The following is an 18,445-nucleotide window of genomic DNA, read 5'->3' as shown; positions in this document are numbered from 1 at the left end:
TCTTTGACAGTTTGGCTGAAAACGCCAAGTACAACCACCGGCAAGTTTTTCTGACCACGGCCGACTGCTTTAACCGGCCTCATTTTGCTGGGCTGACAAGAATTCTTGTTCATTCCAGACAGTGACCCCAAGATCGTTTGCTTTGGTCAGTTTTGACCCCGCATCGGTACCGGCAATCACTAAATCAGTCTTCTTCGAAACTGATCCAGTGACGCTGGCCCCGTGAGCTTCTAACCAGGCAGCAATTTCACTACGTGAACTCTGTTCTAGTTTACCAGTCAAAACGATCTTTTTACCATAGAAAAATGAATTTTCATCAATTGGACCCGTTTCGGATAAGTATTCCAGGTTCACACCAGCGTTGGCCAATTCGGCCAAAAGGGCTTGCGACTGGGGTTCAGCGAAGTATTTCACCACCGAATCCGCAATCGCTTGACCAATTCCATCGATGGCGACAATTTGTTCCGCATTGGCCTGTCCCAAGCTTGGTAAGTCTTGTAGGCTTGCCATCATAGTTTTCGCCGCTTTCGCCCCAACCAAGCGGATACCCAAGCCAAAGAGCAAGCGGTCGGCGGAATTGGCTTTGGAAGCCTGGATGGCAGCCACCAAGTTATTGGCTGATTTTTCTTGAAACTTATCTAAAGATAGTAACTGCTCAACCGTCAAGGAATAAATCGAAGCCACATCGGTCACCAATTTTTTGTCCAAAAGTTGGCTAACAATCTGTGGGCCAAGGCCATCAATATTCATCGCATTGCGCGAGGCAAAATGGGTCAACCCCTCTTGCAGTTGCGCTGGACAAGCCGGATTAATACAACGTAACACCACTTCACCCTCAACATGGACCAAATCAGCGCCACAGGAAGGACAAGTCGTTGGAATTTGATACTTTTTGGCATCTGCTGGGCGTTTGTCTAGGATGACCTGCCCAATTTCTGGGATAATATCACCGGCCTTGTGCAAGGTCACTGTATCGCCAACGCGAACATCTTTTTCCTCGAGGTAGTCCGGATTATGCAAGGAAGCCCGCTGCACCGTTGTCCCAGCCAAGAAAACCGGGTCCATGGCAGCCGTTGGTGTCACTGCACCCGTTCGGCCGACCGTCCATTCGATATCACGGACAATCGTCTGCTCCTCTTCCGGTGGAAACTTATAGGCAATCGACCATCGGGGTACCTTAACCGTGTTGCCTAAGTCAATTTCGGAATCGATATCATCCACTTTGACGACAACGCCATCAATTCCATAAGGCAGGCCGTCACGTTTTTCGGTGTATTCGGCGATATAGGGCGCAATCTCTTTCATCTGGCCAATGACACGGTTATCCTTGTTGGTTGGCAAACCAAGTTCGGCAAAACGGCGCAAGACTTCTGATTGCCTGGTCACACCCAACGTATCGGCCTCGGCCGTATAGTAAATAAAGGCAGACAGCTGGCGCTTCTTGGTTTCGCGTGCATCTAGTTGACGTAACGAACCCGCCGCCGCATTACGTGGGTTGGCAAAGGGTTCTTGACCCTGATTTTCCCGTTCTTCATTCAAATGCGCAAAGGAAGCCTTTGGCATATAAATCTCACCACGAACTTCGATTGTTAAGGGCTCTTCTAATTCTTGGGGCACATCTGCAATGGTCTTGACGTTAGCCGTGACATCTTCACCAATCAGGCCATTGCCTCGAGTGGAGGCCTGCATTAAGCGACCATTTTCGTACTTCAAAGAAACTGCCAAGCCATCAATCTTTAATTCCAAGTTATAGGCCGGCTGTTGCCCCAACGCTTTGATGGTACGATTCTCCCACTCTTGAAGTTCGTCTAATGAAAAAACATCCCCCAAAGAAAGCATTGGCACCGGATGTTGCACCTTTTCCAAGCCGGACTTGGTCTGGGCGCCACCAACATTTTGCGTTGGCGAGTCTGGTGTCACAAATTGTGGAAAGGCCTGTTCCAAGGCCACCAACCGGGCATACTTTTCATCATAAACGTGGTCTTCAACCTTTGGCGCATCCTGCTCGTAATAGGCAATTCCATAATCGGTCAACTCGTCTTGTAGCTGACTGATTGCGACTTGCGCATCCTTGGTCGACATATTCGTTGGTTGTGGATTACTTGCCATAAAAAATCCTTTCTACACGGTCAGTTAGCTGTTGGTCACAATGGCTGTACCAAGAAAAAAGCATCAGTGTTTTCCTTGCCGCTTAATCAACTCGTGTAATTGGTGCAAAGGCAGCCAAGAGTTGTTTGATGCCATCTTCCGGGAAGGCGACTTTAAGTTCTTGGTCAGCTTGGTCACCGGTAACTGAAACAACCGTCCCAATTCCCCACTTCTTATGAGAAACCTTGTCGCCAGCCTGCCACATGACCCCTTCAGCACCAGTGGTTTCAGCTGATTTCTTTTGAACCGGACTAGCCTTCGCAGACCCCTGGTAAGTAGTACTCGTTGCCCGGAGAAACTTCGAGGACAAACCGGCAGAAACGCCAGAGCCGCTTGCCGGATAGGCCTGCTCAATCAATTCGGGTGAAATTTCATCAATAAAGCGAGAAGGTTGGTTCGCCTGTGTCCGGCCATATAGCAAACGGGAGAAAGCATTCGTCAAATAAAGTTTCTGCTCAGCTCGCGTAATACCGACATAGGCCAGACGTCGTTCTTCTTCTAATTGATCCTCGTCTTGTGCCGCCCGGCCCAATGGGAATAAGCCCTCTTCTAGGCCAATCAAGAAGACCGTCGGAAATTCAAGCCCCTTTGCGGCATGTAAGGTCATTAACGTGACCACCCCGCTATCTTCCTCGACATTGTCCAGGTCGGCCATCAAGGCCGTCGAACCTAAGAAATCAGTTAACGGATTGACTGCGTCGTCCGCCTGAGCATCGTACTTGTCATCAAATTCCTTGGTAACAGACAAAAATTCATCCAGGTTTTCCAGTCGTGATTGCGACTCAGGGTCTGATTTTGCCTGTAATTCCTGGCGATAGCCGGACTGTTCTAAAATCAAATCCGTTAACTCCGAAACAGTTAAGAACTCTGCTTGTTGGCGGAAGTTATGCACCATTTCGGCAAAGGAAAGCAACTTTGTCACCGCTGCTGGGCGGATATCCTGGGCCATTTCGACTTGATCGATAGCCGCCAACATTGGTAAGTTAACTTGGTTAGCAAAGGTAAAAAGCCGGTCAACTGTTGACTGACCGATCGCCCGCTTAGGAACATTGATAATCCGTTCTAGGGCCGCATTATCAGCCGGGTTTGCGACCAAAGACAGGTAGGCCATCACGTCCAAAATTTCCTTACGGTCATAGAACTTATGACCACCAACAATGGTATAAGGGATGTTTGCTTTGACCAAAGACTCTTCCATGGCCCGGGACTGAGCGTTCGTTCGGTAAAGAATTGCAAAGTCGGACAAAGATTGATGGTTTTCGCCTTGCCCCTTTTGAATTTGGCCCAACACATAATAGGCCTCATCCTGGGCAGACTGAGCCCGATAATAGGTGATTTTGTCTCCGGCTCCGTTTTCGGTCCAGAGTTTTTTCGGCACTCGCTCGTTGTTGTGATTAATCACATCGTTAGCAGCATCCAAAATGGATTGAGTTGACCGATAATTTTGCTCCAAGAAAACTGATTGTGCCTGAGGCCAATCCTTTTCAAAGTTTAAAATATTTTGCATGTTGGCACCACGCCAACCATAGATTGACTGGTCGGCATCCCCAACAACGGCTAAGTTCTGTGAACCTTGAGCCAGCATGTTGACAATCTTATACTGGGCATCATTGGTGTCCTGGTACTCATCGACGTGGAGGTAACGGAACTGGTCTTGATAGCGTTGCAAAACATCAGGGGCCTTTTCAAAGAGTTCAATCGTCAACATAATTAAATCATCAAAATCAACTGACTGAGCCTGACGCAAAGCTTTCTGGTAAGCAGAATAAACTTCTGCTACACGTTCTTCATAAAAATTAGCGGCCTGCTCTCGGTAATCCTTGGCAGTTAGCAAATCGTTTTTAGCATTGGAAATGGTCCCTAAGATTGTCCGTGGATCATACTGGTTTGAATCCAAATTCAAATCATTAATCACCCGTTTAACCAGCGTCCTTTGAGCAGAACTATCCAAAATCGTAAAGTTCTTGCCCAAGCCAATCCGTTCACCATCTCGACGCAAAATTCGAACAGCCAGGGCATGGAACGTTGAAACCCAAACGGATTGGGCTAGCTGCTCATCGACTAATTTACCAATTCGTTCCCGCATTTCACGGGCAGCTTTATTCGTAAAGGTGATGGCCAAAATCCGCCAGGGCGCCACATCTAAATCTTCAATTAAATGGGCAACGCGGTGCGTCAAAACCCTGGTCTTCCCAGATCCGGCACCAGCCATAATTAAAAGCGGTCCCTCTGTCGTCCTGACCGCCTCCGCTTGCTTGCTATTCATACCCTTGGTTAATTCTTCAACAGTCATTTTGCCATCCTAAATCGTTTTTGTTCACTGCTCTTATTTTATCATAATTCAAGGAAAATCAGGCTAGGACAAAAAACTGCCCTAATCTAATTCGTGCGTCGACAAAATACCAACAGTTTGGCCTTGATTACCAGCAATTAACCATTTACAGTCTGTCTGATTTTTTGGTAAGGTAACTATAATTAAAGGTGGAAAAATCATGCAAACTAGCGAACACTTACTCACTTTGGGCCAAACGGGGTGGTTCAAAAACAAGTACCAACCAGCGGCCACAACGCTTTTCGCCCCACACCTTCTTTTGGTTGGGCAAACTGGGTCTGGCAAATCAACAACCCTCAAACAAATTAGCCAACAGTTACAAGAAAATCGACTCGGGCAAATCATTTTCGACCCAACCGGCGAGTTTAGCCGAGCAGACGACCAGCAGGTTTCCTACAGCGTTGGCCAAAACGTCTACTTTGATCTCAGCCAGTTAGCACCAAAAGACTTATTGACTGCGCTTGGTTTGACCTGGCCAACCAAGTGGCAGCTGCTACTAGGACAAGCTCAAACAGCCTTACGGATTAACTACAATCTTAACCAACAGCAAAAGGTCATTTTAAACACTAAAGCCCTAACCGCCGATGCCTTTTATGCTTTAAAAAGTCAACTCTATCAAAGTCAATGGTCTTTCTCATTGAGCCTCCTCGCCCCCCAATTGCGCTTGCTAGCCCACCAAGGGTTTATTGATCAAGAAGAGAATTTGGCCAGCACTGATCCTGATTTGTTGACGGCCATCGACCAACTAGCCGACCGCCTCGCGGATCCGCGCCTAAAGGCCATTGCACCAAATACTCAGGTAAAAACAACCAAGTACGACTTGCTTTACCTGCTCAAATTAGCAACGGCTAAGGCTGATTTCGGCGCTAAAATCAGTATCAACCTGGCTCAGCTGAAAGACCTCGGTGCCCTCCAAGCCACCATCATGTCCACCGTCTGGCGCCAGCTGCTCAGCTTTCAAGCCAAAAGCACCCATAAGGCGACGGTTTACCTCTTAATCGACGAGGGCCACCGCTTCCTTTTGAAAAACAACCAAGCCGAGCAAGACAAAGACAGTGGTTTAGCGCAAATTCTGCGTGAGGGACGCAAGGAAGGCCTCCAGGTGGCCTTTGCTTCCCAGTCGCCACTCGACCTGCCAACTGCTCTACTAGGACAATTTTCAGCCACAATTGCCCATCGGCTGACGAATCAAAAGGAATGGCAAGCATTGCCCCTCCTAGCCAACTCTGCTAAAGCTGGGCAAAAATTAGGTCAGCTACAAACTGGCCAAGCACTAATCAAAGTTAGCCAGGAACCGAATCGAACCGTCACGATTTTTGCATCCCCAAACAAACAATAAAGCAAAAAGAGAACCGTACGCGCGTTCATGAACGCGCGTAATCCGGTTCTCTTTTTAATTGAAACAATTCTAATAAATCTCCTAAACTAAACCATTAAGCGTTGGCATTGCCCATTTTTACCGTTAAATCAAAGCGCTTTAAATTCCAAGTTTCAATCACTGCCACCAATTTTGCTGCATAGGTTGGATCGGTCGCATACCCGTCTTGGACAAGGGCCTGCGCCGCGGCCTGATAATTTTTGGCTGCCAGCACATGCTCATATTGGTTGGGATTCCAGTGGGTCCCCTTTGAAATTAGCTGGGCATGGGCTTCCATCGATTCCTGCCAGGTCTGGTAGGAGGCAAATTTTTGATCCACTACAATCCAATGACCGTCCTCATACTCATTGGTTGGAACGACCACTCCGGCCTGGCCTGCCGATGCTTTCATCCCGTACAAATTGTTATAATCTTTTGACAGACTAGACTGGTTCCAATCCGATTCTAAAATGGCCTGTGCCAGTGAAATCGAAGCAAAAATGCGGTACTTATATTGCATCTTTTGTGCATAGGGGGCCCATATTTGCAGCTGCTTTTGCTTAGCTTCATCTTGATAGATAATTTGCTCTTTGTTAGTCGTCATTGATCGGCTCATCACCACGGTCAAAGCAATTAATGTTAGAAAAACAAGCAAGATCATCAAGTACATTCGTCGTTTTTTCTTCGCTTTTGGCAAAAAAAACCATTTTTTCTTTTTCCGCTTTTTAGCCACCTGGACACCCCCTTTCATTAGAATCATTGCTGTCTGAAATTGAATATAGCCAGTATACGCCTTTCTATTTTATTTGCCAAAAAAGAAAAAACCAACATCACTGTTGGTTAAATCATTTTACCAGTCGAAAGGCTGACTTATTTTTTAACAAAACCGCCTTACAGTTCTTTTAACTTGCCACGGAAATCGGCCAAACTTTGGTAACCCTTATGGGCCATGATCGCCTGCAATTCTTCAGCAAGACGGTCATAAACGCCCAAGCCTTCCTTCATCACCTGAGTACCAACTGAAACCAAATCAGCCCCACAAAGAATGTGTGCAAAAACATCTTCCCCGGAAGTCACACCGCCGGTTCCCAAGACCTTAATGCTGTCATGCAAGCGTTGGCGCAAAGCGCGAACGTTGGCTAAAGCCGTTGGCAGCACCATTGTTCCTCCCAAGCCACCAAAGCCACCCTTGGCCTTTGTGACCACTTGTTCCTGTTCAATATCGACCCACAGGCCGTTACCAACAGAATTAATCGTGTTCACGTGGGTCAATGGGTACTTGTTCAACACAGCAGCAATCTTGTCAAAGTGAACTAGATCAAAATATGGTGGTAACTTCACGCCCAATGGCTTCGTGTAAAAACTGAAGACTTCTTTTAAGACCCGGTCGGTGGCCTCAAAGTCATAAGCTAATTGCGGTTCTCCAACAATGTTTGGGCAAGACAAGTTCAATTCAGTCGGTCCCTGATAGTCAGAATCCTGCAAGTCTTTTAGCAGGGTAATCGCATCAGCCGCTGACAGAGCAGCAACAGACAAAATTGTTGGCTTTGTCTGTTCTTGCAAAACATAATCAAGGTAAAAATCATAGCCTAAGTTTGGCAACCCCATCGAGTTAATCGAACCATTTTTGAGATCATAGTACCGTGGGTTTGGATTCCCTGCACGAGCCTGAAGTGTTGCTGATTTTGTTACCATAGCACCCAAGTTGCTCGTATGTGCCAAATCATTCAATTCTTCTTTGGTCTGACAGTGGACCCCAGAGGCGTTGAGCAATGGACTCGTTAAAGTTTGCCCAAAGAGGTCGGCGTTCAAATCAATATCGGTCATCAATTATTCTCCCAATGCTTTTACAAAGTGTGTTTCTTCTGGTAATTCCAAAACCGTCAAATAAGCAGCGACGGTATCCAAGGCGGTAAATAAGGCCACCTCGTTGACAATGGCTGCTGCTCGGACGGGGCTCTCCCCTGCCAAAGCCTGGTCAGCCTGGTCAAGTGTGTTGACCATGATTTGCAATTCTTGCTTAGCCATTGCCATTGGCAAATCAGCTGGTGCTGCTTCAACTGCAACACCATTTTCCTGCAAGAAAGTCCAATTGTCGTCAGCAGCAACCAAGTCAAAGCCAAGGGCTGCAAAACGCTTAGCCAAGGCCAAGCCCTCTTGCTGGTCTGCTTTAGCCAAGTCCCAAAGAATTCGACCCTGATGCAAAATTGGTAAACCAGCACCAACCAGCGCCTTGGCGAGTGCTTGATCATAGTTGTCAGCAGTTCCCATGACTTCACCAGTTGACTTCATTTCTGGCCCTACCGTCGAATTCAAGCCGGCTAATTTGGCAAATGAGAAAACCGGTGCCTTCACGTGAACTGTAACTGTTTCCGGAACCAAACCGGATTGGTAACCCAAGTCTTTCAAGGACTTGCCCAACATAATTTGTGTGGCTACCTGAGCCATTGGAATCTCCGTCACCTTTGACAAGAATGGTAATGTCCGGGATGCCCGTGGGTTAACTTCAATCACGTAGGCGATTTCATCATGAATCACATACTGAATATTCATCAAGCCAATCACGTTCAATTTCTTAGCCAACTTTTGAGCAGATTCAACGATTTGTGCCTTCACGTTGGCAGACATTTGTTGCGTTGGATAAACCGCAAAAGAATCACCTGAGTGAATACCAGAGCGTTCAATGTGCTCCATCACTCCTGGAATCAACACGTCCGTGCCGTCTGAAATCAGGTCAACTTCAGCTTCCTGACCAGTGAGGTAGTCATCAATCAAAACGGGATGGTCGTTTGAAACCTTAACTGCCTGTTCCATATAGGTCTTCAAGTCATCATCGGAATCGATGATGGCCATTGACCGACCACCAATCACATAAGATGGTCGAATCAAAACCGGATAACCAAGGTCATTGGCGGCCTTCAAGGCTTCCTCTTTGGTAGTAGCCGTTTCACCCTTTGGCTTTGGCAATTCAAGCTGATCAATCACTTTGGCAAATTCATCTCGGTCTTCGCCGCGATCCAAATCGGCCACGGTTGTTCCCAAAACCTTAACGCCGGCCTGTTCCAAACCAGCAGCTAGGTTAATGGCCGTTTGGCCACCAAATTGCACAACCACACCTAAGGGTTGCTCGAGGTCAATCACGTTCAAGACATCTTCTAGGGTTAATGGTTCAAAATAAAGCTTATCGGAAATAGCAAAATCAGTTGAAACCGTTTCGGGGTTTGAGTTTTGAATAATGGCTTCATAACCGGCCTGTTGGATGGCCTTCACTGCATGCACAGTGGCATAATCAAACTCAACTCCCTGGCCAATCCGGATTGGACCAGAGCCAAGCACCAAAACGGAAGGTCGATCCGTGACAATTGATTCATTTTCGTCTTCATACGTGCCGTAGTAGTAGGGCGTCTTCGATTCAAATTCACCGGCAACCGTATCAACCATTTTAAAGGTTGGTAACAAGCCTTGTTTCTTGCGCCAAAAACGGAAATCAGCTTCCGTTTTGCCAGTCAACTTCGCCAACCAGGCATCAGAGAAACCATATTCCTTGGCCGTCTTAATTTTCTCAAAGTTGTCCGGATCTGCCTGAACAGCTCGTTCAATTTCGATAATGTGCAAAATTTTGTCCAAAAAGAACAAGTCCATCTGTGTAATATCATGGATTGCTTCAATCGTTACACCACGGTGAATCAATTCGGCGATGGCGAAGAGGCGGTCGTCCTTGGCTGGCATCAATTGTGCCTGCAGGTCCTCTGTTGAAACCCCGTCAAAGTAACCAGCACTCAAATCCTTTTCATCGACTTCAAGTGAACGAACCGCCTTTAACAATGATTCTTCCAGCGTCCGCCCAATCGCCATGACCTCACCGGTCGCCTTCATTTGTGTCCCCAACGTGCGGTTAGCATGTTCAAACTTATCAAATGGGAACCGCGGAATCTTGGTCACAACGTAATCAAGGGCTGGTTCAAAGGCCGCCCAAGTCGTTTGAGTCACGGGATTTTTAATTTCGTTCAAATGCAAACCAACGGCAATTTTGGCCGCCATCTTAGCAATTGGGTAACCTGTTGCCTTTGAAGCTAGGGCTGATGACCGAGAAACACGGGGATTAACTTCAATGATGTAATACTGGAAAGACTTTGGGTCCAAAGCCATTTGGATGTTCACGCCACCCTCAATTTTCAAGGCTCGGATAATCTTTAAAGCGGAATCCCGCATCATTTGATAGTCCCGGTCTGATAGAGTCTGCGTTGGCGAAACGACGATGGAGTCACCGGTATGCACGCCAACTGGGTCAATGTTTTCCATCCCCGCCACAATCAAAGCGTTATCGGCGGCGTCACGCATCACCTCAAACTCGATTTCCTTATAACCGGCAATCGACTTTTCAATCAAAACCTGGGTCACTGGTGATAATTCTAAGCCATGGGCGGTGATTTCTTCTAATTCAGCCAAATTATTAGCAAAGCCACCACCAGTTCCACCAAGCGTATAGGCGGGACGAACAACCACAGGGTACCCGATGTTCCCTGCAAAATCAGCTGCTTCAGCGACTGTTGTGGCAATTTGCGATTCCGGTACTGGTTCATTCAATTCTTCCATCAAATCCTTGAAAAGTTCCCGGTCTTCAGCCTGTTCGATGGCTGGCAACTTTGTCCCCAGCAATTCAATATCTAGTTCCTGCAAAATACCTGAATCGGCTAAGTCCTTTGCCATATTTAGGCCGGTTTGGCCCCCTAAGGTTGGCAAAATGGCATCCGGCTTTTCTCGGTACAAAACCTCCTTGACGAAATCCAAAGTAATTGGTTCCAAGTACACCTGATCGGCAACTTCTTGGTCCGTCATGATCGTAGCAGGGTTGGAGTTAATCAACACCACCTGGTAGCCCTCTTCTTTTAATGAAAGGCAGGCCTGTGAACCGGAATAGTCAAATTCGGCCGCTTGACCGATAATAATTGGTCCTGAACCAATTACCAAAATTTTATGAATGTCATTTCGCTTGGGCATCTTAGGCTCCCTTCTTGTCCGTCAACTTGTTAATGAAGTTGTCAAAGATATATTCGGCGTCGTGTGGTCCTGGCGAAGCATCCGGATGAAATTGGACTGAAAATGCTTCCTTATCTTTCAACCGAACGCCTTCAACCGTTTCAGCATTAATTTCTTCGTGGGTTACTTCTAAATTCGTCCCGGCCAATGAAGCCCGGTCGACGGCATAACCATGGTTTTGTGAGGTGAAGTATTTCCGCTTGTGATCGACATCCGTCACGGCGTGGTTAAAGCCACGGTAGCCAAACTTCATCTTGTAAGTCTTAGCACCGTTGGCAATGGCAAAAAGTTGGTGTCCTAAACAAATACCCATGATTGGGTACTGATTTTGCAATGTAAGGATAGTCTTCGTTGCATAACCATACTGAGTGGGGTCGCCAGGTCCATTTGATAGTAAGATCCCGTCAGGCTTGCTGGCCTCAATAACAGACGCTGGCGTTGTGCCAGGGAAAACTGTTACGGTTGCACCACGCTTTTGCAGCGCCTTGACGATTGACCCCTTCAAGCCAAAGTCCAACAGAGCAATCTTTGGACCACCCACTTTACCAACGAAGGTCTCGATTTCCTCTTCCTTCTTTGCCCGGGCCAACAACAATGATGGATAATCTTGAGCAAAAAGAGCATCAATCTTTTCCTGATTTAATTCAGAAACCAAGACGGCGGGCATGGAGCCATGGTCACGGATTTCCTTGGCTAATTTCCGTGTGTCAACGCCTGTCAACCCTGGCAAATCTTCTTCCTTGGCAAAATCAGCAAGGGTCATCACAGAACGAAAGTTAGCAGGACGGCGGGCCAGATCCTTGACGATAATGGCATCAACTGCGGGCTTGCTGCCTGTCCCTTCGTTATCGTCCAGGTTAATGCCATAATTACCAATCAAAGGGTAGGTAAAGACCATTGTTTGTCCAAAATATGAGGGATCGGTCATCGTTTCTTGGTAGCCAGTCATTCCGGTTGAAAAGACTACTTCTGTTAGCAGATCTTTTTCGGAGCCAAAACGCTCACCGGCATAAACTGATCCATTTTTCAATACTAAGTATCCTTGCATTGCCTTACTCCTTCTTTGCTTGATAGACCAAGTGGCCGTCAACCAAGGTCTTTAAGACCTTGCCATAAACCTCTTGACCAGTAAATGGGGTATTCTTTCCCTTTGATTCAAATTCTGCTGGGTTAATCTTGTATGGGTGAATGAAATCAACCAGCGCAATATCGGCTGCATCCCCAACCCGTAATTCACCCGCCGATACGAGGTTAAAGACTTGCTTTGGTCGTCGAACCATCCAATCAAGGACAGTCTCCAGGTCGACTAAGCCACTCTTAACAAAGCGGGTATAAACTAGTGGCAAAGCCGTTTCTAATCCGACAATGCCAAATGAGCAATCGTTCATGGAGCCCGATTTTTCCTCTGCGCTATGTGGCGCATGGTCGGTCGCAATCATGTCAATCGTCCCGTCCAAAAGTCCAGCGATTAGGGCCAATCGGTCTGCTCTTGACCGCAATGGCGGGTTCATTTTGAACATTGGGTCATCGGTTTCAATCATACTGTCATCTAAGAACAAGTGGTGTGGTGATACTTCCGCTGTGACAGCCAGGCCCATTTGCTTGGCCAAACGAACCTGAGCAACAGATTCCTTGGTTGAGATATGGGCGATGTGGTACTTCACCCCGGTTGCTTGTGCCATCACCAGGTCACGAGCTAATTGAGTTGATTCAGATAAACCTGTCATCCCGGGCAAGTTCAATCGTTTGGCTTGCGGTCCAGCATTCATCACTCCCCCTTGGATTAAGGAATCATCTTCCAAGTGAGCCGAAATTACGCGGTCAGCCTGCCGAGCCGCTTTCATGGCTTCCAGCATCGTCTGTGCATCCTGCACCCCATGACCATCATTGGAGAAGGCCATGGCACCGGCATCAGCCATTTTTTGTAAATCAGCTGCGCCAACGCCAACCAGGTCAGCCGATAGTGCACCAAATTGGCCAATTTTCACCAGGCTACTTTCCTGATTGAGCAAAACCTGGTGACGAACCTTTTCGGCAGTATCAACGACCGGCTTGACATTTGGCATGGTCATCACCGTTGTGAAACCCCCGTGAGCGGCTGCCTGAGAGCCGGTTTCAATGGTTTCTTTGTAAGTTAGTCCTGGCTCGCGGAAGTGGACGTGAACATCAATCAAACCAGGAATGGCCGTGGCACCATGGGCGTTAATTTCTTCGTCAGCTGGAACCTCAATTCCACGGGCAATTTTTGCAATCTTGCCATCCACAATTAAGATGTCCAGGCAGCGCTTGTTAATTGCTACATGCTTGATTAATACTCTCATTTGTCAACCTCCATTAAGCCGCGTGCCTGTAGGACCTTGGTCATCATCGCCATCCGGGCAAAAACCCCGTTGCCCATTTGAGTAAAGATCCGTGATTTGTCGCCATCCACCAATTCACTGGCAATTTCAACATTGCGGTTAACTGGGGCTGGATGCATGATAATGCTTTGTTTTGGCAAAAGCTTAGCTCGTTTTTGTGTTAAGCCAAACTGTTGATAATAATCAACGGCCGTGAAGGCATCACGGTTAGCCTCATCGAAGCGCTCTAATTGCACCCGGAGCATCATCACCACATCTAATTCCGGTAAAATTTCTGCCAGTGTGCCAAATGTGCCCAAATCATCAAAGTCCCGACTGTACCAGGACTCAGGTCCACCAAAGTAAAGTGTTGCCCCCAACGACTTTAAGATTTTAGCGTCTGATTTTGCCACTCGTGAGTGAGCCAAATCACCAATAATACCAACCTTTAGGCCATCAATTCGGCCAAATTCATTTTCAATCGTTAATAGATCTAAGAGTGTTTGTGATGGATGGACTCCAGCGCCATCGCCAGCGTTGAATAACCCCAGTGTTACATAAGGATTTTCCATCAATTCTTCGTACCAACCGGTTTGGCCGTGGCGAATAACGGCAAAGTCAACGCCGATTGCTTCCAATGTGCGCAGCGTATCCGACAGCGTTTCGCCCTTTTGAACAGAAGACGTTGCCGGATTAACCTCAATTAGGTCAATACCTAACTTCTTCTCCGCCATCTGAAAAGATGACTTGGTTCGGGTGGAATTCTCAAAAAAGAGGTTCACACCGTATACCGGACGCTTCAACGCTGGTGCTTTTTTCCCTGCCTGATAGTCTTGGGCTAAGTCCAAAACTTCTTGTAATTGCGTTGCTGATAAATCTGCTAGGTCTAGGCAGTTGTTCCAATTCGTCATCTCAATGCCCCTTGATTTTCCCGCTGCAATTTTCCAATAAAAAACGCCCTGATCCTAAGATCAGAGCGTCAGTGGTGGTTGACTGGACTCAATTAGCTTGCACTTCGTCCGTTTTTGTCAGCCTTTTTGTCAAGGATTGCCAGGGTCTCGCCCAGGGGTCTGAAATTTCTTCCAACCATTACCTTGCTGCTTGTCCACCTTAGCGACTCTCCGGTCTGCTTTAAAGGATTGCAACTTTTATTTGCTTGTTGGTATTTTAGCACCTGTAAATACCTTTGGCAAGCTTTTCTGACAGAAAAGGGTATAAAGGTCAATTTTTGTCTTTTATTAGAAAAGCTAACAATGGTCACTGCTAATTTTTAGTCTTAACAGCTTTGGTTCATCAATGATTTACGTTTGCCAATAAAAAAGTCACCACGACAATGTGGTGACTAAACAACATGCTTAATTAAAGTTTGAATCATCATCCAAGAAAGTGTTCAACACTTCCTCAACCATGTTCCATTCTGCATCATCTTCAATTGGCAGCAAATCTTCTTCCGTTGCTTCACCATCCTCGGCCGGGTTGAAAATGTATGCTTGTACATCAACCTCTTCATCTTCCTCAACGCCGTCTGGAACGAGCAAGATGTATGAACGATCAAATTCCTCTGAATGGAAAGTAAACAAAACTTCGTATAGAGTTTCGTCACCATTCTCATCAATCAGAGTAATCTTGTCAATTTCTGGGTTTTGCTTAGCCATAAAAAAATCCTTTGTTATTGTTACGATTGCACCAAAGTAAAAAATTTACTTGGTCAACTTGCCGTTAGCGTCCAAATAATTTTGCAAAATGAATTCTGCGGCAATCTTGTCGATGACCTTTTTACGCTTCTTACGAGAAACGTCCGCCTCTTCGATTAGCATTCGTTCAGCCTGAACCGTCGTCAGTCGTTCATCTTGAAAATCAGTGGGCAAACTAAAACGGTCTTCCACCATCTTAGCATACGATCGCGCTGCTTGGGCACGAGGGCCCTCGGTATTATTCATATTCTTAGGCAGACCTAAAACGACGCCTTTTGCGCCTGTTTCTTGGAGAATTTCACCCAAACGGTCTAAGCCAAAGACTTTTTCGTCCTCGTTGATTCGGATGATTTCCACCCCTTGGGCCGTCCATCCCATTGGGTCCGAAACGGCCACACCAACTGTTTTTGAGCCTACATCAAGTCCTAGTATCCGCATTACTTATTTAAATAGGCGTGTACGAGCTCCTCGATGATTTCATCGCGCTCGTGGCGCTTAATTAAATTACGCGCGTCATGGAGTCGGGGGATATAAGCTGGGTCGCCAGACATTAAATACCCAACGATCTGATTGATTGGATTGTAACCCTTTTCTTCCAAAGCGGCATAAACCAATACCATCGTTTCATGGATATCCTTTGGTGCCTGGTTACCGAAGTCAAAAATCGCAGTCTCATCGTTCACACTCATCGTACACACTCCTTTCTTCATAGTTTTCACTTTTACGTGTCTTTAGTTTAACACGTTTCCAAGCAAAAAGCCGACTAAATTCCAAGCTGACCAATTTGCCAGTTGCCTTTAGTCGACCTGCTATCAAAGAAAATATTAAACTTGACCAATAATTTTTTCGGCCTGGTCGAGCGCTTCAGTAATCTTGCTCTGGTCCTTTCCACCGGCTTGAGCCAAATCAGGTCGGCCGCCGCCGCCACCACCGACAGTTGGGGCAATCGCCTTGACCAGATCACCCGCCTTAATACCTAAAGCGTTGGCTGTCTTATCAGCACCAACTAGCAAATTGACCTTATCACCAATGGCAGCAGCCAAAACCAAGATGTTTGACGCACCCTGATCGCGCCAAGCATCTGCCATTTGGCGTAAGCCACCGGCATTATCAACCTTAACTTGGGCAATCACAGCCGTCAGTTGGCCAATTTGCCTTGGATTATTGAAGAGTTTACCAGCCTGCAGAGCGGCTAATTGTGCCTGCATCGCTTCGATTTGCTGGTTAGCTGCCTTCAAATCGGCTTGTACTTCTTCAACCTTGTCCTTCACGGCCAAAAGGTTTGGTACTTTCAAGCCCTTAGCAATGGCTGCCAGCGTCTGTTCCTCTGCTTCAAAGCGAGTTAAGGCCGGAATTGAAGTCAACGCCTCAATTCGGCGAACCCCCGCCCCGATACCGGATTCAGAAACAATCCTAAAGAGTCCCAGCTCAGCTGTTGACTGAGCGTGGGTACCACCATCAAATTCCCGGTTATAGTCACCAATGGAAACCACGCGAACCGTGTCACCGTACTTATCATCAAAGACTGCAACAGCGCCAACCTGCTTGGCCTTCTCAAGGGACATTTCTTCCCAAGTAACCGGCAAGTTTTTGGCAATTTGCTCGTTGACTTGGTCTTGAATCTGATTTAACGTGGCCTGGTCAACCGGTCCTTCATGATTAAAGTCAAAGCGCAAATACTCTGGTTCCACCAAAGAACCAGCCTGGTGGACATCCCCACCAATCACATTCCGCAACGCTTGATCCAACATGTGGGTCGCGGTGTGATTCAAGGACACGGCCCGGTTACGATCCAAATCAATGGCCAAGTCAACCACCTGGTTAACCTTCAAATCCGCCATCATTTGTACTGTATGGATATGCTGACCATTGGGCCCTTTTTGAACATCCGTCACCTGGGCTAAGATGTGATCATTTTCATCCTTAACCGTTCCAAAATCAGCAACCTGACCACCCATTTCAGCATAGAAAGGCGTCTGATCAAAGACCAACCAAGCTGTTTGACCAGCATGAGCTTCTGTTGCTACTTGGGCCACACCATTTTCATCGTGAACCAAAACGGCCACGACCTTAGCGCCAAGAACCGTCTTGTCAGTCCAACCAACATAGGCTGATGGCACTTTCAAATCCGTTAAGGCAGCGTTTTGCACGCCCATCGCATTCTCCGTTGAACGGGCAGCCCGAGCGCGGTCACGCTGTTCTTGCAAAGCTTTTTGGTAACCAGCTAAGTCAACTGACAGACCAGCGTCTTCGGCCTGTTCTTCCGTTAATTCGACTGGGAAACCATACGTATCAGACAACTTGAAAGCATCTGCTCCCGCAATCGCCTTTTGGCCATTCTTCTTGGCTTGAGCAATAACCTCGTCCAAGAGTGACAAACCGGCCTTCAAAGTTTTGTTAAAGCGCTTTTCTTCCGCCAAAATTGTCTTTTCAATTTCAGCCTGATTAGCCTTTAGCTCTGGATAATAAGAGTCCAATGTACTAATCACGGCTGGTACCAATTTTGCCAAGAATTCACCCTGAATACCCAACTTTTGGCCGTGCAAAACAGCTCGTCGAAGCAAGCGGCGGATAACATAACCACGGCCTTCATTACTTGGCTTGGCTCCGTCAGCAATAGCAAAGGAAATTGCTCGAATGTGGTCGGCAATTACCTTAAAGGAAACGTTTTCAGCCGTATCCTTGGTTTCGTCGTACTTGGCCCCACCAGCTATTTTTTCAGTTTCATGAATAATTGGCAAGAATAAGTCCGTATCGAAGTTTGTCCGGCCATTTTGGAAAACAGAAACCAATCGTTCGAGTCCCATACCCGTATCAATGTTTTTATGTGGTAATTCCGGGTAGGTGCTATTGTCCGTTAATCCAGGTAAGTGGTTAAACTGTGAGAAAACAATGTTCCAGATTTCCAAGTAGCGTTCATTTTCGCCTCCTGGATACATTTCAGGATCATCGGCTGGCAAATCGGCAAAGGCCTCACCGCGGTCATAGAAAATTTCAGAGTCGGGGCCTGAAGGGCCTTCACCGATATCCCAAAAGTTATCTTCGACTTCGTAAACGTGACCAGCTGGCAAATCAGTCTTTTCTTCCCAGATTTTGCGTGACTCTTGGTCCTTTGGATAAACTGTGACATATAGTTTTTCCTTGTCCAACCCGTACCAATCTGGTGACGTCAAGAGCTCCCAGGCCCAAGGAATGACTTCTGCCTTAAAATAGTCTCCAATTGAGAAGTTTCCCATCATTTCAAACAGCGTATGGTGGCGGGCAGTCTTACCAACGTTTTCAATATCGTTCGTCCGAATGGCCTTTTGCGCGTTCGTTAATCGAGGTTTTGGTGGAACAACAGAGCCATCAAAGTACTTTTTTAAAGTAGCCACCCCAGAGTTAATCCACAATAGTGATGGATCATTTTCTGGAATCAATGACTTGGCCGGTACAACTAAGTGGTCTTTACTGGCAAAAAAATCTAAGAACATTTGCCGGATTTCGGCTGATGATAATTCTTTCATGAATTCTCCTTTGGTTTTCGGCTAATTAA

The 18,445-nt window shown here is 46.8% G+C and carries 13 protein-coding genes; 1 reads left to right on the top strand and 12 read right to left on the bottom strand.

The features are described from left to right. Nucleotides 1–69: 69 nt before the first annotated feature. Together ligA and pcrA are read right to left on the bottom strand one after the other, a co-directional pair. Entirely contained in the window at nucleotides 70–2,109 is a 2,040-nt protein-coding gene (gene ligA, locus ACSYSR_RS05530; RefSeq protein WP_489815877.1) for an NAD-dependent DNA ligase LigA, read from the bottom strand. 82 nt (nucleotides 2,110–2,191) lie between these two features. Further along, nucleotides 2,192–4,441: a DNA helicase PcrA gene (gene pcrA, locus ACSYSR_RS05525; RefSeq protein ID WP_489815878.1), complete on the bottom strand. Its 2,250-nt coding sequence runs from the start codon at nucleotides 4,439–4,441 to the stop codon at nucleotides 2,192–2,194. A gap of 199 nt (nucleotides 4,442–4,640) precedes the next feature. Here pcrA and ACSYSR_RS05520 point away from each other — a divergent pair, with 199 nt between their 5' ends. After that, entirely contained in the window at nucleotides 4,641–5,819 is a 1,179-nt protein-coding gene (locus ACSYSR_RS05520) for an ATP-binding protein (RefSeq protein WP_489815879.1), read from the top strand. Nucleotides 5,820–5,913: 94 nt separating this feature from the next. Here the strand turns inward: ACSYSR_RS05520 and ACSYSR_RS05515 are convergent, their stop codons facing one another. The 10 genes from ACSYSR_RS05515 to alaS form a co-directional block, all read right to left on the bottom strand. Next, a complete protein-coding gene (locus tag ACSYSR_RS05515) occupies nucleotides 5,914–6,570 on the bottom strand; it encodes a glycoside hydrolase family 73 protein (RefSeq protein ID WP_489815880.1) in 657 nt (218 codons plus the stop codon). Nucleotides 6,571–6,728: 158 nt separating this feature from the next. Beyond that, complete coding sequence (locus tag ACSYSR_RS05510; protein ID WP_489815881.1) at nucleotides 6,729–7,664, bottom strand: dihydroorotate oxidase; 936 nt, start codon at nucleotides 7,662–7,664, stop codon at nucleotides 6,729–6,731. Nucleotides 7,665–7,667: 3 nt separating this feature from the next. Then, nucleotides 7,668–10,838, bottom strand: a complete 3,171-nt coding sequence (carB, locus tag ACSYSR_RS05505; protein WP_489815882.1) for a carbamoyl-phosphate synthase large subunit — start codon at nucleotides 10,836–10,838, stop codon at nucleotides 7,668–7,670. Between the two features lies 1 nt (nucleotide 10,839). Then, entirely contained in the window at nucleotides 10,840–11,925 is a 1,086-nt protein-coding gene (locus ACSYSR_RS05500; protein WP_489815883.1) for a carbamoyl phosphate synthase small subunit, read from the bottom strand. A gap of 4 nt (nucleotides 11,926–11,929) precedes the next feature. Then, nucleotides 11,930–13,198 carry a dihydroorotase gene (locus ACSYSR_RS05495; protein WP_489815884.1) on the bottom strand — a complete coding sequence of 423 codons (1,269 nt, stop codon included), beginning with the start codon at nucleotides 13,196–13,198 and terminating at the stop codon, nucleotides 11,930–11,932. After that, complete coding sequence (locus ACSYSR_RS05490; protein WP_489815885.1) at nucleotides 13,195–14,127, bottom strand: aspartate carbamoyltransferase catalytic subunit; 933 nt, start codon at nucleotides 14,125–14,127, stop codon at nucleotides 13,195–13,197. Before ACSYSR_RS05490 ends, ACSYSR_RS05495 begins: the two co-directional genes overlap by 4 nt. Nucleotides 14,128–14,571: 444 nt before the next feature. Beyond that, nucleotides 14,572–14,871, bottom strand: coding sequence for a DUF1292 domain-containing protein (locus tag ACSYSR_RS05485; protein ID WP_252773647.1), 300 nt, complete (start codon nucleotides 14,869–14,871; stop codon nucleotides 14,572–14,574). Nucleotides 14,872–14,916: 45 nt separating this feature from the next. Beyond that, nucleotides 14,917–15,348, bottom strand: a complete 432-nt coding sequence (gene ruvX / locus ACSYSR_RS05480) for a Holliday junction resolvase RuvX (RefSeq protein ID WP_252773646.1) — start codon at nucleotides 15,346–15,348, stop codon at nucleotides 14,917–14,919. Further along, entirely contained in the window at nucleotides 15,348–15,599 is a 252-nt protein-coding gene (locus ACSYSR_RS05475) for an IreB family regulatory phosphoprotein (protein ID WP_252773645.1), read from the bottom strand. Before ACSYSR_RS05475 ends, ruvX begins: the two co-directional genes overlap by 1 nt. A gap of 135 nt (nucleotides 15,600–15,734) precedes the next feature. Next, nucleotides 15,735–18,416: an alanine--tRNA ligase gene (alaS, locus tag ACSYSR_RS05470; RefSeq protein ID WP_489815886.1), complete on the bottom strand. Its 2,682-nt coding sequence runs from the start codon at nucleotides 18,414–18,416 to the stop codon at nucleotides 15,735–15,737. Between the last annotated feature and the right edge of the window lie 29 nt (nucleotides 18,417–18,445).

The organism is Fructobacillus sp. ESL1096 (assembly GCF_058511985.1).
The sequence above is the reverse complement of the archived record's forward strand: the minus strand, read 5'-3'. Positions and strand labels throughout refer to the sequence as shown.

Coding starts and splice junctions, on each gene's coding strand:
- ACSYSR_RS05495 (WP_489815884.1), bottom strand. CDS start 13,198: ATGAGAGTATTAATCAAGCATGTAGCAATTAACAAGCGCTGCCTGGAC.
- ACSYSR_RS05520 (WP_489815879.1), top strand. CDS start 4,641: ATGCAAACTAGCGAACACTTACTCACTTTGGGCCAAACGGGGTGGTTC.
- ligA (WP_489815877.1), bottom strand. CDS start 2,109: ATGGCAAGTAATCCACAACCAACGAATATGTCGACCAAGGATGCGCAA.
- ACSYSR_RS05510 (WP_489815881.1), bottom strand. CDS start 7,664: ATGACCGATATTGATTTGAACGCCGACCTCTTTGGGCAAACTTTAACG.
- ACSYSR_RS05500 (WP_489815883.1), bottom strand. CDS start 11,925: ATGCAAGGATACTTAGTATTGAAAAATGGATCAGTTTATGCCGGTGAG.
- pcrA (WP_489815878.1), bottom strand. CDS start 4,441: ATGACTGTTGAAGAATTAACCAAGGGTATGAATAGCAAGCAAGCGGAG.
- carB (WP_489815882.1), bottom strand. CDS start 10,838: ATGCCCAAGCGAAATGACATTCATAAAATTTTGGTAATTGGTTCAGGA.
- ruvX (WP_252773646.1), bottom strand. CDS start 15,348: ATGCGGATACTAGGACTTGATGTAGGCTCAAAAACAGTTGGTGTGGCC.
- ACSYSR_RS05475 (WP_252773645.1), bottom strand. CDS start 15,599: ATGAGTGTGAACGATGAGACTGCGATTTTTGACTTCGGTAACCAGGCA.
- ACSYSR_RS05490 (WP_489815885.1), bottom strand. CDS start 14,127: ATGACGAATTGGAACAACTGCCTAGACCTAGCAGATTTATCAGCAACG.
- alaS (WP_489815886.1), bottom strand. CDS start 18,416: ATGAAAGAATTATCATCAGCCGAAATCCGGCAAATGTTCTTAGATTTT.
- ACSYSR_RS05485 (WP_252773647.1), bottom strand. CDS start 14,871: ATGGCTAAGCAAAACCCAGAAATTGACAAGATTACTCTGATTGATGAG.